This window comes from Flavobacterium sp. CR10, assembly GCF_055814415.1.
This window is the reverse complement of record NZ_CP185985.1, coordinates 3,006,583-3,020,792: the sequence shown is the minus strand read 5'-3', so window position 1 is coordinate 3,020,792 and position 14,210 is coordinate 3,006,583. Positions and strand designations below refer to the sequence as shown.

At 32.4% G+C, this 14,210-nt stretch carries 14 protein-coding genes; all 14 read right to left on the bottom strand.

Features of this window, described 5'->3' with window-relative positions:
• Positions 1-150: 150 nt before the first annotated feature.
• The gene (locus ACNRYB_RS13400; protein WP_433777805.1) at positions 151-684 is read right to left on the bottom strand and encodes a hypothetical protein; all 534 of its coding nucleotides are present in this window, start codon (positions 682-684) and stop codon (positions 151-153) included.
• Positions 671-1,360 carry a peptide chain release factor H gene (gene prfH / locus ACNRYB_RS13395; RefSeq protein ID WP_473727541.1) on the bottom strand — a complete coding sequence of 230 codons (690 nt, stop codon included), beginning with the start codon at positions 1,358-1,360 and terminating at the stop codon, positions 671-673. The genes ACNRYB_RS13400 and prfH overlap by 14 nt, the downstream gene beginning before the upstream one ends.
• Before the next feature lie 13 nt (positions 1,361-1,373).
• Entirely contained in the window at positions 1,374-2,765 is a 1,392-nt protein-coding gene (locus ACNRYB_RS13390; protein WP_473727540.1) for an RtcB family protein, read from the bottom strand.
• A 527-nt stretch (positions 2,766-3,292) separates the two neighbouring features.
• Positions 3,293-4,009 (bottom strand): response regulator transcription factor, encoded by a 717-nt coding sequence (locus tag ACNRYB_RS13385; protein ID WP_091496987.1) that lies wholly within the window; start codon positions 4,007-4,009, stop codon positions 3,293-3,295.
• Between the two features lie 3 nt (positions 4,010-4,012).
• Positions 4,013-5,599, bottom strand: a complete 1,587-nt coding sequence (locus tag ACNRYB_RS13380; protein WP_129749106.1) for a sensor histidine kinase — start codon at positions 5,597-5,599, stop codon at positions 4,013-4,015.
• A 59-nt stretch (positions 5,600-5,658) separates the two neighbouring features.
• The gene (coaE, locus tag ACNRYB_RS13375) at positions 5,659-6,255 is read right to left on the bottom strand and encodes a dephospho-CoA kinase (protein WP_129749107.1); all 597 of its coding nucleotides are present in this window, start codon (positions 6,253-6,255) and stop codon (positions 5,659-5,661) included.
• A gap of 2 nt (positions 6,256-6,257) precedes the next feature.
• Positions 6,258-7,256: a glycosyltransferase family 2 protein gene (locus ACNRYB_RS13370; protein WP_129749108.1), complete on the bottom strand. Its 999-nt coding sequence runs from the start codon at positions 7,254-7,256 to the stop codon at positions 6,258-6,260.
• 126 nt (positions 7,257-7,382) lie between these two features.
• Positions 7,383-8,573: an enoyl-ACP reductase FabV gene (fabV, locus tag ACNRYB_RS13365; protein ID WP_129749109.1), complete on the bottom strand. Its 1,191-nt coding sequence runs from the start codon at positions 8,571-8,573 to the stop codon at positions 7,383-7,385.
• 21 nt (positions 8,574-8,594) lie between these two features.
• Positions 8,595-9,116 (bottom strand): tetratricopeptide repeat protein, encoded by a 522-nt coding sequence (locus ACNRYB_RS13360; RefSeq protein ID WP_129749110.1) that lies wholly within the window; start codon positions 9,114-9,116, stop codon positions 8,595-8,597.
• 9 nt (positions 9,117-9,125) lie between these two features.
• Positions 9,126-10,778, bottom strand: a complete 1,653-nt coding sequence (gene recN, locus ACNRYB_RS13355) for a DNA repair protein RecN (RefSeq protein WP_473727539.1) — start codon at positions 10,776-10,778, stop codon at positions 9,126-9,128.
• A 65-nt stretch (positions 10,779-10,843) separates the two neighbouring features.
• A complete protein-coding gene (gene porD, locus ACNRYB_RS13350; protein WP_129749112.1) occupies positions 10,844-11,728 on the bottom strand; it encodes a type IX secretion system protein PorD in 885 nt (294 codons plus the stop codon).
• Between the two features lie 64 nt (positions 11,729-11,792).
• Complete coding sequence (gene coaBC / locus ACNRYB_RS13345) at positions 11,793-13,013, bottom strand: bifunctional phosphopantothenoylcysteine decarboxylase/phosphopantothenate--cysteine ligase CoaBC (RefSeq protein WP_473727538.1); 1,221 nt, start codon at positions 13,011-13,013, stop codon at positions 11,793-11,795.
• 7 nt (positions 13,014-13,020) lie between these two features.
• Positions 13,021-13,338 (bottom strand): DNA-directed RNA polymerase subunit omega, encoded by a 318-nt coding sequence (locus tag ACNRYB_RS13340; RefSeq protein WP_008463064.1) that lies wholly within the window; start codon positions 13,336-13,338, stop codon positions 13,021-13,023.
• Between the two features lie 9 nt (positions 13,339-13,347).
• The gene (locus ACNRYB_RS13335) at positions 13,348-14,142 is read right to left on the bottom strand and encodes an outer membrane protein assembly factor BamD (protein WP_129749114.1); all 795 of its coding nucleotides are present in this window, start codon (positions 14,140-14,142) and stop codon (positions 13,348-13,350) included.
• Between the last annotated feature and the right edge of the window lie 68 nt (positions 14,143-14,210).

Below are 14,210 nucleotides of genomic sequence, written 5' to 3'. Positions count from 1 at the left end.
ATTTCGACGAAGGAGAAATCTCCACAAGTAAATCCGCAACGAAAATCAAATCTTTGTCGAGCTTCTCGCGAAGATTTCTCCTTCGTCGAAATGACAAACTTGATGTATATTAAAAAAACGATGCAAAATTTGCATCGTTTTTTTTCATAATCATTTCGATTTCTTTTTAGAGCCTTTCTTAGATTTCTTCACCTTCTTCTTTTTCAGCAAATCAATTTTATTCTCTATTCTTTTCTCTACATCAGTAATATCAGACTCATAATTAAATTGCAACAAATGAAGTTTCGCATTTTTTATTTCTTCTAATGCTTTTTTAAACTCATTTTGCGCTTCTAACAGAATGGCTTTATTAATATAAATCTCTGATTTATTGATTCCTTTAACAGTTAAAGCAAAATCAATTAATTTTTGTGCTTCTTCGTAATCCTCATTTAAAATCAACGTTTTCAAATAATACGGATATACTTCAAGAGCATGAATATTAATCGCTAAAGCTTGCTGAAAATAAGATTTCGCCTCTTCATAATTCATTAATTGTTCTGCTTGAATTCTTCCGTACAAACACAAAACCATTGTATTTTTATCATCATAAGAAAAAGCATAATCTAAAGATTCAATTGTCCCTTCCAACCAAAATGGATAATTATCCAAGGCTTGAAAAAGGTATTTATCAGTTGTTTTCATTTCTTAAATCATTTTTTAGTTTCTGACGAGTTCCTTTGTAGCTTTTCTCTACTTTGTTCTTTTTAAAATCACTTCCTGTAAAAACTCTCACAGGATTTCCACGCTCCACATGGAGCTGATTTTCCCATTGTTTTCCAACATGATTTTTAAGTTGCACTAGTTTCTCGTCTTCTAGTTTTTTAATTAATCTTTCTGTTGCCAGTTTTTTGTTTTGGTGCTGCGAACGGCTGTCCATTGCTACAACAGCAATTCCAGTCGGAATATGAGTTGCGCGAATTGCCGAACTCACTTTATTCACATGCTGACCTCCTGCTCCAGAACTTCTCATGGCTTGATATTGAATATCATTTTCTGAAACTGAGGCATTCTTCTGTGGTTCAATTTCAAAAATCCCAATAAACCAGTTTTTGCGTTTATGCATTTTCCTAAACTGGCTTTGTCCAATCCATTGAATCGTTCCAATCCAGGATTTCACAAACTCATCAACATCCTTTCCTTTTACAGAAATCGATGCGGTTTCAATCGTTCCGTTTTCTTCTCCTTTTTCTCTTTGGAGCAAAACCACGTCTAAATTCTGATCTTGTGCTTCTTCCAAAACTTTTTTAAGCACTTGGGCAACAACCCAAGTGCATTCTGCAGGTCCGCGACCCGCTGTTATCTGAATTATTTTTTCCATTTTAAATTTCTTCTTAACGATCCATTCTAACAATTTTCGGCGTAAAAGTTCCCAAAACTTCAACTAGATCAGTTTGATTCGCCATTACTTTCGTGATGTCTTTATATGCCATTGGAGCTTCGTCAATATTCCCACCGATTAAAGTCACTTCGTGTTTCTTCAATTCTTTATTAATCAAACTTTGCGTAAAAGTGCTTTTACATTTTGCTCTCGAAAACAAACGTCCTGCACCATGTGAAGCTGAATTCAGACTTTCAGGATTTCCTTTGCCTTTTACAATAAATCCAGGTGCCGTCATCGAACCGGGAATAATTCCTAATTGTTCTTTTCCAGCAGGAGTTGCTCCTTTTCTATGCACAATGCTTTCTTGACCATTTACATTTTCTTTCCAAGCAAAATTGTGATGATTTTCAATTGTCACCACTACTCTTTTTCCAATTGCTTTAGCAATTCGTCTGTGAATATCATCATGACAAGCTTTGGCATATTCTCCAGCTAAATTCATTGCCAGCCAATATTCCTGACCATCATGCGTATTCAAATCCAGCCAAGCCAAATGCTGCACATTTTTGGGTAATGGACATTGTTTTGTTGCCAAATACGTGTAATGCTTCGCAATGTTAGCACCCAATCCGCGAGAACCGCTATGCGAAAGAACAGCAAAATATTCGCCTTTTTCGAGTTTCCATTCGTTCTCAGGATTGTCAATTTTAGCAATTCCAAATTCTACAAAATGGTTTCCTCCACCAGATGTTCCTAATTGTTTATAGGCTTTTGGAAGAAGATTTTTCAATAATGGAATATCTTGAAATCCACTATTATAAAAAACCTCATGATCTACACGAGAAGCGTGCGTTTCATACATTCCAAACTTTGTATTGTCTTTTAAAATGGCTTCCAATTGATGTTCTTTTCCTTTAAAATGAGAACCGGGCAAATCAAAAATCGAAAGGCTCATTCGACAGCCAATGTCAACTCCAACTCCGTATGGAATCACGGCATTATCAGTCGCTAATACGCCACCAATTGGCAATCCGTAACCCGAATGCGCATCTGGCATTAATGCTCCTGCAACAGAAACTGGCAGTTTCAATGAATCGTACAATTGAAATTTTGCCTGTTCATCAATTTCATTTTCACCAAAAATTTTAAAAGGAGCTCTGGTGTTTTTAAGCTGATGCATCCTTACTTGGACAGGTTTAATTAGCCCTTCAGCTACTTTTCCCCAAGTTCCGTTCCCTTCGTACTTTTCAGGATTTAGCAAAACATCTTTTGCTTCTGTTAGAATAGATTCTTTTTTTTCTCTTTTTCTATATCTGTTTATCTGCCCTAAGGCGATGTTTATTGAATTGTTTTTTGGAAAACCCAATTTAATCAGGTCTTTTCCAGATAATTTATTTCCCATAAATTGTTTAATTATGTTATTGTGCAGAATAAATCAGATTGAAGTCTGGAAGAAATCAAAATGAAATAAACATGCGGAATCATTTATCTTTTGGATAAATACTAAATGTTTTTCGGGAAAATTTTGAAGTGTCTAGAATAAAAAAAAGCCCGAAACTTATTGTCTTCGGGCTTTTTTATATATCTAAAAATGTATTTTTCTAAGATTGAAATAAGCCACGAAGAATCGCTGCACCAAATTCGTTTGGTGTGAAGCTTTGTGATGTCGATGTAAGTACAAACATTTTTTCTTCGTTTTAAAGGGTTATTATTTTTTTCGTGTGCAAATATTCAGAATTGTTTTTTGAATTTCCAAATTTATTTTAAAGAAAATTCTTTAAATAATTTTAAAACCAGAAATAACACAACAAGCAAAACTAGCATATAACTTTAACAATCAAATAATTAGATTAATAAAAACATTTCATTTTGGAGCAATAAAAAAGCTCTGATTTCTCAGAGCTTATATTTTATATAAATGAACTTTAATTATTCAGAAACTTTGCTTTTTACTACTAATCTGAAACCTTCTCCGTGAATGTTTAAGATTTCAACATCTTCATCTGCTTTTAAGTATTTTCTCAATTTAGCAATGTAAACGTCCATACTTCTTGAAGTAAAGTAGTTATCGTCTCTCCAGATTTTTGTTAAAGCTAATTCTCTTGGCATTAAATCATTTTCATGAAGAATAAGCATTTTAAGCAATTCATTTTCTTTTGGAGACAATTTAATCGGCTCTTCATCTTGATAAGTCAAGAATCTCAATTTTGAATTTAAGTGGAATTTACCAATATTAAATTCAAACTGTACTTGTTCTGCTTTTGTATCTGCTGATTTTCTTTGAATGATTGCTTTAATTTTCATTAAAAGAACTTCAGAATCAAAAGGTTTATTTAAATAGTCATCAGCACCTGCTTTGTATCCTTTTAACACATCCTCTTTCATAGATTTTGCTGTTAAGAATATAATTGGCACTTCACTGTTCTTCTCTCTAATTTCTTTGGCCAAAGTGTAACCATCTTTATAAGGCATCATTACATCCAGAATGCATAAATCATATACGTCCTTCTTGAATTTCTCGAAACCTTCCATACCGTTTTTAGCTAAAGTAACTTCAAAGTCATTTAACATTAGATAATCTTTAAGAACCGCCCCAAAATTTAGGTCATCTTCTACTAAAAGTATTCTTTTGTTAGTATTTTCCATATTTTAATTTATTAATGGTATTTTTATTATAAAGGTGCTACCTTTTCCTTTTTCGCTTTCTACATATACTTGACCATTGTGATCCTCTACTATTCTCTTTACATATGCCAATCCTAAACCATGCCCTTTTACGTTATGAAGGTCACCGGTATGCTCTCTGTAAAACTTCTCAAAAACTCGTTTCTGAGCTATCTTACTCATTCCCAAACCATGATCTTTTACTTTTATCAGAATCATGTCTTTCACATTTTCTGTAAAAATTTCAATCTTAGGTGCATCTGGAGAATATTTGATTGCATTTTCTAAAATATTAACCAATACGTTTGTAAAATGAACTTCATTTATCAAAACTGTTGTTCTGGCTGCATTATAATGCTTTTCTACTGTCCCTTGTCGGTCTTCCAATATCAGATTCACATGTTCGATTGCATCGTCAATAATATCTGTAACTACAGTAGGCTCTTTTGTAATGTCAAGCTCTCTTTTCTCTAGTTTAGAAATACGCAATACATTTTCGACTTGAGCATGCATTCTCTTATTTTCATCCCGAATCATTTGAAGATATCGATAAACCTTTTCTTTATCTTCAATAACCTTCGGACTTCTTATTGCATCTAATGCTAAATTTATTGTAGCTATTGGTGTTTTAAACTCATGCGTCATGTTGTTTATAAAATCTGTTTTAATTTCAGAAATATGTTTCTGACGCAAAAGCTGATTTAATGCACTCGTGTAAGCAACAATTATAATTAATGTAAAGACTATCGATAAGATAGTAATACTTAATAACTCGGATAATAAGAACTTCTTTTTGTGAGGAAATGTAACTGATAGTTCGTATCTGCTATTTCCTTCATTATCGGTATAAATTGGAATATTGTACGTAGCTTCTTTATCATAATGAAATCCGTCGGATTTTATCTTTGTCGGATTACCACTACTGTATATTCCGAATTCAAATTTGGTTTTTACACCGTATTCCTCCAGCTCTTTCTTCAATAATTTAAAAAGCTTATCTTTTGTTATCCTTCCTTCAATTGGAGTCAAAGAAGCAATATCTTTATACTGAATCTGTTGCTGAACTTTGTTTAATATGTCTAAACTTCCTGATTTTTCAATTTTAAGATCAGGAATAATACTCTGCCCTAAATTATTATTATCAATTCCGTTATTGTTATTATAAACTTCTGTTACTCTTTTAGAACTAAAATTTTTAAAACGTTCACTGCTGAATTTTTTGTTAAAAACCGAACCACTGATATCGTAATCTTCAGATGTCAAGGTATTGGAATAAACAATAGTTTTATTCGTTTTTGTGTTTCTCTGTACATAAAGTACTTCTAGTAAATCTTCTTTTTTTGGAATTTTCCCCGTACTGTCTTTAATACGGTTGTATTTGTCGTAAAAACTGTACTCTTCTTGTTGTTCCAGCTTATCTGCAACATTTCCAATTACTTGAGTAACGTGGTATTTAAATTGCTCTTCATTATTTTTGAACGAAGAATTGAACCAAAACACTTGTACCAGAATTATCCCTATCAAGGACAGACTCATCAATAAAACAAGTATTCTAAAAAATAATTTATTCATCGAAACAAAATTAATATTTTAACAATATACTAAATAATACATTAACCAAATATTAACATTTAAGACTGTTTTTGTTTTATATTTAAAATTTTAAGAATTTTAACAACTTCTTCTTTAGCATTTTTAAGATTATTGTTATTAATCACGAAATTGCTCTTAGAAATTCGTTTTTCATCATTCCACTGCATTTTCATTCTACTCACAACTTGTTCTCGGGTAGTTTTATCTCGTTTTATAACACGATCAATTCTCACTTCTTCTGGAGCTGTAACGGTTATAATTACATCACAATCTTTATATCGGCCGCTTTCAAATAAAATAGCGGCTTCATAAATTACATAATCTTGATTTTTATGTTCTTTCACCCATTCTTCAAAATCCAATTTTACTGCTGGGTGTACAATTGCATTCAATTTTGCCAATTGCTCTTTGTCATTAAAAACTATCTGTGCTAATTTGGCACGATTTAAAATATCACCATCAAAAATATTGCCACCAAAAGCAGATTTTAATTCTGCAAGAATATTTTTTGACTGCATTACCCTTTTAGCGCCGTCATCAGCAATGTAAACAGGAACACCCATTTCTTGAAAATAGTTTGCAACGGTAGTTTTTCCGCTGCCAATTCCTCCTGTAAGACCAATAACTTTTGCCATTCTTATAATTTAAAAAACATACGCGGAAAAGCTTCTTGAGGTTTTTTCTTTAACAAAATCACTTTCACATATGATTTTAAAAATCCTGTTCCGTAACCATAAAACTGTTTCCACACTGCTATTACAGATAAGTACCCAATTTTGACACTTTTGTTTTGAATACTTGATGTAAGAAAAATTATAACGAAATATACAAAATATAATTGTAATAAAATATCGATATTAAAAATTAACAATAAAAAAGCTAATAATAATCCAAGTATAAAAAATGTCGGAAAGAAAAAAGTCAATTTATTATGCTCTGGATACCAACTATTTAAAATTGGTCTTGCGATACCAAATTTATTAACCTGAACTGAAAATTTCTCCCAGTCGATTCTTCTTTTATGATACACATAAGCCTCTTTAAACAATCTTGTTTCAAATCCAAGATTCCATAAACGGATCGATAAATCTGGATCTTCTCCTGGATGGATATTTCCAAAACCTTTTGAAGCTTCAAAAGCTTTTTTAGAAATTCCCATATTAAAACTACGCGGCTGAAACTTATTGATTTTCTCAGAACCGCCTCTAATTCCACCTGTTGTCAAAAAGGAAGTCATAGCAAAATTGATTGCTTTTTGAATATCCGAAAAACTATCAAGCGCTTTGTCTGGACCGCCAAAACAGTCTACATAATTTGCATCTAATTCTTTGCGAACTTCTGTCAAATATTGTGATGGAATGATACAATCTGAATCAAAAATGATAAAATAATCTCCTCTAGCCCTCTGCATTCCGAAATTTCGAGAATCTCCCGGACCTGAGTTTTCTTTAAAATAATATGAAATATTTAATTTTCCTTGATAATTCATCACCACATCTCGACATGGCACTGAAGATCCATCTTCGACAAGAACAATTTCAAAAGCTTCATTATAATCAGATTTTGAGAGACTTTCCAAAAGCTCATCAACTTCATCTGGACGATTATACACGGGTATAATTAAAGAAAAAATCATAGCAGAATGCGCGTTATTAAAGGGTATATTTTTAGTGTTGTAAAATTTTAACAAAGATATGGTATATTCACAAAAAAACCATCAACTTTTGGCTGATGGTTTTTCGATTTACTAAGTAAACTAGTATTATTTGATGCTTTCAATCTCAACAACTTCGTTAGTGTCTGCGTTGTAATCAACACCTGGAACTTCAAATCCGAATAAGTTTAAGAAATCATTTCTGTATCCTGCTAAATCACCAATTTCTGGCAATGTTTCAGTTGTAGCTTCTAACCAAAGTTTAGCCACTTTTTCCTGAACATCTTCACGCATTTCCCAGTCGTCAATTCTGATTCTTCCTTTTTCATCAACAGGAACTTCAGAACCAGTGTATAATCTATCTTGGAACAAACGCTGAATTTGCTCGATACAACCTTCGTGAATCCCTTCTTCTTTCATGATTTTGTATAAAAGAGAAATATATAACGGAATTACTGGAATTGCAGAACTTGCTTGTGTAACCAAAGCTTTATTTACAGAAACATACGCTTTTCCTCCAATAGATTTTAAAGAATCACCGATAGTAAATGCAGTAGCCTCTAAATGATCTTTAGCACGACCGATTGTGCCTTTACGGTAAACCGCTTCAGTCAATGCTGGCCCAATATAAGAATAAGCAACTGTTGTAGCTCCTTCAGCTAATAAATTTTCAGCTTTTAAAGCTTCAATCCACATTGCCCAGTCTTCTCCACCCATAACAGCAACTGTATTTTCAATATCTTCCTCATTTGCAGGAGTAATTGAAACATCAGAAACTTTTCCTGTATGAAAATCAACTGTTTTGTTTGTAAACGTCTGTCCAATTGGTTTTAAAACTGAACGGTGCGTAACGCCTGTATTTGGATTTGTACGCACTGGAGACGCTAAACTATAAATTACAAGATCTACTTGACCTAAATCAGCTTTAATTAAATCTAAAGTTTCTCTTTTTATTTCATTTGAGAATGCATCTCCGTTAATGCTTTTTGCATATAAACCTGCTTTGTGAGCTTCTTTTTCAAATGCCGCTGAATTGTACCATCCTGGAGACGCAGTTTTTCCTTCAACTGGCGGTTTTTCAAAAAACACTCCAATTGTTGATGCACCAGAACCAAAAGCACTAGTAATTCTTGAAGCTAATCCGAAACCTGTAGAAGCACCGATTACCAAAACTTTTTTAGCTCCAGCAATTTCTCCTTTAGATTTTACGTATTCGATTTGATTTTTTACATTTTGTTCAGCTCCCGTTGGGTGGGCAGTCAAACAAATAAATCCTCTCATTCTAGGTTCTATAATCATCTTGCAATTATTTTTTTTGTATTATTTCAATTTCAGTTTTAATTTTTCAAAAATAGACATTTTATCCTTAACCCTTTTCATATTAGCCTTCATATTGTCAATAAAATTTGGGTTTAATGCATTTTTCACAGCTTCTTTATAATACCCATAAGCCACAATATATTGGTTTTCGTATTCCGCCATTCTTCCTAATTCACTGTTATAAGAAGAGTTATCAGCATTTTCTAGATTTGCTAATGCAAAATCAATATGCTCTTTTGCTTCGGCATATCTCCCAATATCAATTAGCAGATAAGTATAATTTAAGTATGGAGCAGGATATTTAGGATCAAATTTCATAGCCAATTTATAGTGATAGATTCCTCTTTCGTAATCACTTAGCTTGTTATAATAAATCCATCCCAGATGATTATGTGCTTTTCCAAAATCAGGATATTGCGATAAGATTTCTTCCAGCAATTCCTTTGCATCTGCCGAATTCCCTTCAGAAATTAACGAATCTGCTTTAATAAACTGATTTTCGTAAAAACTCAGACTTTCCATTTTTATCTTTTAATTCAATAATTCTTTTGCATGATTCAAAGCTGAATCAGAAATATTTGCTCCTGAAAGCATTTGAGCTATTTCTGTAATTCTTTCTTCATGAGACAATAATCGTAATTCTGACTGGGTATCATTTCCAACTGTAGCTTTAGAAACTTTGAAGTGCGAATCTCCTTTTGCTGCAATTTGAGGCAAATGAGTAATAGCAAATATCTGCATCGTTGTGCTCATTTCTTTCATAATCTCTCCCATTCTAATTGCAATTTCTCCAGAAACTCCCGTATCAATTTCATCAAAAATTAAGGTTGGCAATTTTGAATATTTAGCCAAAATCGCTTTCACAGCCAACATAATACGAGACATCTCCCCTCCTGAAGCTACTTTTTTCAGCAAACCAAAATCAGTTCCTTTATTGGCAGAGAATAAAAATTGCAATTCGTCTTTTCCATTTTGGAAATAGGTTTCAGAAGGTTGCAATTCAATATTAAAACGAGCATTCGGCATTCCTAATGTTTCTAAAATAGCAACCAATTGTGCTGATAGATTCGGGATTGCATTAACTCTGTTTTCATGTATTTTAGAAGCATAATTATCCAATTCTGATGCTTTTTCTTCGATAATTTTAGACAAAGAAGCAATCTCTTCATCCATATTATCCAATTCTAATAAAGAGTTCCCTAAATCTGATTGGATTTGAAGAAGATCATCTACAGAACTCACCTGATGTTTTTTCTGCAAATTATAAATCAGCTGTAATTTTTGATTTATCAATTCTAACTGAGCCGGATCATTTAATAATTTCTCTGAACAGTTTTCCAATTCTTTAGAAATATCATCAAACTCAATTGTCAAACTTGTAATTCTTTCGAATAGATTTTGATATTCTGGCGAAAAAGGAGCTACTTTTTGCAATGCATTTTTGATTTCATTCAAATTATGAAAAACGCCAAATTGTTCTTCATTGGCAATTGCCAAAGATTTATCTAGAGATTCCTTAATTATCTCAACATTATTCAGTTTTTCGTAGTCGGCTTCTAATTCTTCTTGTTCTCCAGATTTTAACTGTGCTGAAACCAATTCATTTAATAAAAATGTATGGTATTCTTGTTCCTTGCTTGCATCACTTTGTTTTTTAAGTAATGCGCTTAACTTAGATTTATCTGATTTATAAGATTTCAGCAGTTTTTGATATTCAGCGATTACATCTGAATTATTCGCAATAGCATCTATAATCTTAAACTGAACGCTCTCATCAGAAAGCTCCTGAGTTTGCTGTTGCGAATGAATATCAATTAAATACAAACTTAAATCTTGCAATTCCTGAAGATTTACAGGACTATCGTTTATAAAAGCACGAGATTTACCAGAAGGAAGAATTTCTCTTCTTATGATTGTCTCATCTTCATAATCTAAATCATTAGCCTCAAAAAAATCTTTTAAATTGTATTTTCCGATTTCAAACTGTGCTTCAATAACACATTTTTCTTCTTTATTTTTTAATGAAGTAAGATCTGCTCTTTTTCCCAAAACAAGACCGATAGCTCCCAAAATAATCGATTTTCCTGCACCTGTCTCACCTGTTATTATAGAAAAACCTTTAGAAAAATCTATGGTTAGCTTTTCAATAAGAGCATAATTTTTAATTGACAGTGATGTAATCATAGGGCGATTTGGTAAAAATAAAAGTTATAATGATAAATATAAAGATTGTCAAAAGAGAAACGAGATTAGTATTTAATCTGTGACCATTTGGTAGAGTTTAACGGTGAAACTTTATTCAAAACATCCGTTAAATCTGTAATTGGAATACTTGGTCCGCCAGAAAAAATAGAAACAATTTCATCTGATTTTGCGTCAAAGAAAACTCGAGTTATAAAAGCATTTGGTTTTACTGAATTTAGTTTTCCTATTAACAGCAAAGCATTTTTTATTTTTTCTTTTGCAGCTTTTTGATCCAATGTCATTGCATCCAATCCTGTATGATAAGCATAAGTTGTTTGGCGTAGATCGCTATAAGTTGGCGCGATCATATCATTAATCAAATAATAACGATTTTGTAATCCGTCTGATTGATTCCACCCTTTAAATCCGCCTTGTTGCGCCACATTGGCAATATTTTGCGCAGTTTGAAGATATGGATTTCCTGCACCCATTTGAAAAGTGTCAGCATCCATACCTAAAATCATATAACAATAAAAAGAGATTACAGAAACTAAATTTGAATCATAAGTGTTAGGATTAAATAACAATGGCTCGTATTCTGTATATCTAAAGTTAAAATCTTTATCGTTATAATTCAAAACAGGAGAAGAATATGTAGAATTAAAAATCAACCTAGAAGACTGAACTTGAATGGTTCCTGTAAATTGATCTGAACTATTTGATGACAAAGTAATATACATCGAACAGTTTATTCTCTCGTTTTGTTTTAAAACTGATCCTGTCCAGTCTGTTTTATTTACAAATTCAGCCAAAGATGTCTGAAGTGTTTTAAAAACCTGATTATTTGGATTTGTCAGACGTTCTGTATTGATAGTTACTGTACAATTTAGCTGTTGAGCTTGTACAAAACCAAAGCTTAAAAACACTAATAGCGTAACTAATTTATTCATAATCGTCTAAATATTTAATTTTACAAACATAAATTGCTTCCAAATTATGCTTTCGGCATATATTTTAAATTGATGATTTTGAAAAATGCAGAATAACCTTATTCAAAATATCAGCCGCTACAGATTCTTTTGATTTCAATTCCATTGGTTCCATTTCAAAATTTTTATCAATAAATATTACTTTATTGGTTTCTTTTTTAAAACCGGCACCTTTATCTTGTAAGGAATTTAAAACAATCAAATCTAAGTTTTTTTTCTGAATTTTCAGCTTAGCATTTTCAATTTCATTTTCGGTTTCTAAAGCAAATCCAATTAAAAACTGATTTTTTTTGATGGCACCCAAAGAAGACAGTATGTCTTTTGTCTTTTCCAGCTCTATTGAAAATTCTTCTGTAGTTTTCTTAATTTTCTGGTCTGCAACAAATTTAGGCCTGTAGTCTGCAACAGCCGCAGCTGCAATTGCCGCATCAACTTCATTAAAATACAAATGACAAGCATCATACATTTCTTGAGCTGAAACAACATCGACCACTTTTATTAGACTATTTTTAGCTTTTAAATGAGTCGGACCCGCAATCAAAAATACTTCTGCTCCTAAGCTCGCTGCTTCATTGGCAATATCAAACCCCATTTTACCAGAAGAATGATTTCCAATAAAACGCACAGGATCTATCGCTTCGTATGTTGGACCAGCAGTAACAAGTATTTTTTTTCCTTTTAGCGGCAATTTACTTTCTAAATCAGCTTCAAGAAAAGCAACAATATTTTCAGGTTCAGCCATTCGGCCTTCTCCAGATAAACCGCTAGCCAATTCTCCGCTTTCAGCAGGAATCATAATGTTTCCATACTGTTTTAATGCAGTAAAACTCGATAAAGTTGAAGGATGCTTGTACATATCCAAGTCCATTGCAGGTGCAAAATAAACTGGACATTTTGCCGATAAATAGGTAGCAATTAAAAGATTATCGCAATTTCCCGTCGCCATTTTAGACAAAGTATTTGCAGTAGCAGGCGCAACCAGCATAAAATCTGCCCAAAGAGCCAATTCTACATGATTGTTCCAAACCTCATCTTCATCATCTTGATTAAAAAAACTTGAATGTACTGGATTTTTTGATAAGGTAGATAATGTAAGTGGAGTTACAAAATCCTTAGAAGCAGGTGTCATGATCACTTGGACATGTGCACCTGCTTTTATAAAAAGTCGTACTAAAGTGGCTGTTTTATAGGCTGCAATTCCACCGGAAACACCCAGTAAAATCTTTTTCCCGTTTAAAACTGACATTGTACTATTATTTGTTTGAACTTCTGTGGTAAGTTTTACCGTCTAACCATTCTTGAACAGCTAAAGCGTGTGGTTTTGGTAATTTTTCGTAAAATTTAGAAACTTCAATTTGCTCTTTATTTTCAAAAACTTCTTCTAGACTATCATTATAAGTAGCAAACTCTTCTAATTTTTCAGTCAATTCTTTTTTAATCTCTGAATTAATTTGATTTGCTCTTTTAGCCATAATGGTAATTGCCTCATACACATTTCCTGTTGGCTCTTCAATAACTGTTTTGTTGTAAGTTATTGTGTTTACAGGAGCATTCGTCTTTTTTAAATCCATGACTTTATTTTATTTAGTAAATTTTTGTAAATCTGTTTCAACTCTGGCATTCATTTCGTCTGCCTTTTCTTTGTATTTTGTATCGCTTTTAAACTTCAATAGATTAGCATAAGCAGTTTGCGCAACATGCAGACGCTCTTCCATTTTTGAAGGAACACTGTTAATTGCCAATTGATATGCTGAATCGTATTTATAAAACAACGCATCTTCTTTTAAAGGCGTTCCAGGAAAATCAGCTATAAAGTTATCAAAAGCTATTATTGCCGATTTATAATCTGAAATTGTATTGTATCCTTTAGCATTTTCATATGCTTTTTTCTCTAATTTTCCATTCAGTTTTTGCACAGCCTCGTTTGCTTGAGGAATGTATTCTGAGTTTGGATAATTATCAATAAAAGCCTGTAATTTTTCTAATGCTTTTACGGTATCAGCTTGATCTAAACTGTAAACTGGCGATAATTTAGAGTAGCTATATGCCCCTAAAAAAGCAGCTTCCTGTACTTTTTCACTTCGTGGATAACCTGAAACAAACGCTTCAAACTGATAACCAGCTAAATAGTATTGTTTTGTTTTGTAATACGATTGTGAAAACATATAAAACAGCTTTTCTGCCTGAGGTTTTCCTCGGTAAGAAGTGGCTAATTGCTCAAAAAGACGAATCGCTTTTGTGTATTTACCGGCATCATACATTTTTGTTGCCATTTCAAATTTTGCTGCAACATCTTCATTTTTCAACGCTTTTTGATATTCTCCACAAGAATAAAAAAGAGTTACAACAATTAAAAGCAATACTGTTTTTTTCATTTTCTTACTGTTATTACAATCTCAGACAATTAATTATGCCAAAGTGAAATCGCACCGAAGTTTCGGTG

Bases quoted from the DNA above. Each gene is read 5' to 3' on its own strand.
- ACNRYB_RS13400 (WP_433777805.1), bottom strand. From the start codon at position 684: ATGAAAACAACTGATAAATACCTTTTTCAAGCCTTGGATAATTATCCA.
- prfH (WP_473727541.1), bottom strand. From the start codon at position 1,360: ATGGAAAAAATAATTCAGATAACAGCGGGTCGCGGACCTGCAGAATGC.
- ACNRYB_RS13390 (WP_473727540.1), bottom strand. From the start codon at position 2,765: ATGGGAAATAAATTATCTGGAAAAGACCTGATTAAATTGGGTTTTCCA.
- ACNRYB_RS13385 (WP_091496987.1), bottom strand. From the start codon at position 4,009: ATGGAAAATACTAACAAAAGAATACTTTTAGTAGAAGATGACCTAAAT.
- ACNRYB_RS13380 (WP_129749106.1), bottom strand. From the start codon at position 5,599: ATGAATAAATTATTTTTTAGAATACTTGTTTTATTGATGAGTCTGTCC.
- coaE (WP_129749107.1), bottom strand. From the start codon at position 6,255: ATGGCAAAAGTTATTGGTCTTACAGGAGGAATTGGCAGCGGAAAAACT.
- ACNRYB_RS13370 (WP_129749108.1), bottom strand. From the start codon at position 7,256: ATGATTTTTTCTTTAATTATACCCGTGTATAATCGTCCAGATGAAGTT.
- fabV (WP_129749109.1), bottom strand. From the start codon at position 8,573: ATGATTATAGAACCTAGAATGAGAGGATTTATTTGTTTGACTGCCCAC.
- ACNRYB_RS13360 (WP_129749110.1), bottom strand. From the start codon at position 9,116: ATGGAAAGTCTGAGTTTTTACGAAAATCAGTTTATTAAAGCAGATTCG.
- recN (WP_473727539.1), bottom strand. From the start codon at position 10,778: ATGATTACATCACTGTCAATTAAAAATTATGCTCTTATTGAAAAGCTA.
- porD (WP_129749112.1), bottom strand. From the start codon at position 11,728: ATGAATAAATTAGTTACGCTATTAGTGTTTTTAAGCTTTGGTTTTGTA.
- coaBC (WP_473727538.1), bottom strand. From the start codon at position 13,013: ATGTCAGTTTTAAACGGGAAAAAGATTTTACTGGGTGTTTCCGGTGGA.
- ACNRYB_RS13340 (WP_008463064.1), bottom strand. From the start codon at position 13,338: ATGGATTTAAAAAAGACGAATGCTCCTGTAAACACAATAACTTACAAC.
- ACNRYB_RS13335 (WP_129749114.1), bottom strand. From the start codon at position 14,142: ATGAAAAAAACAGTATTGCTTTTAATTGTTGTAACTCTTTTTTATTCT.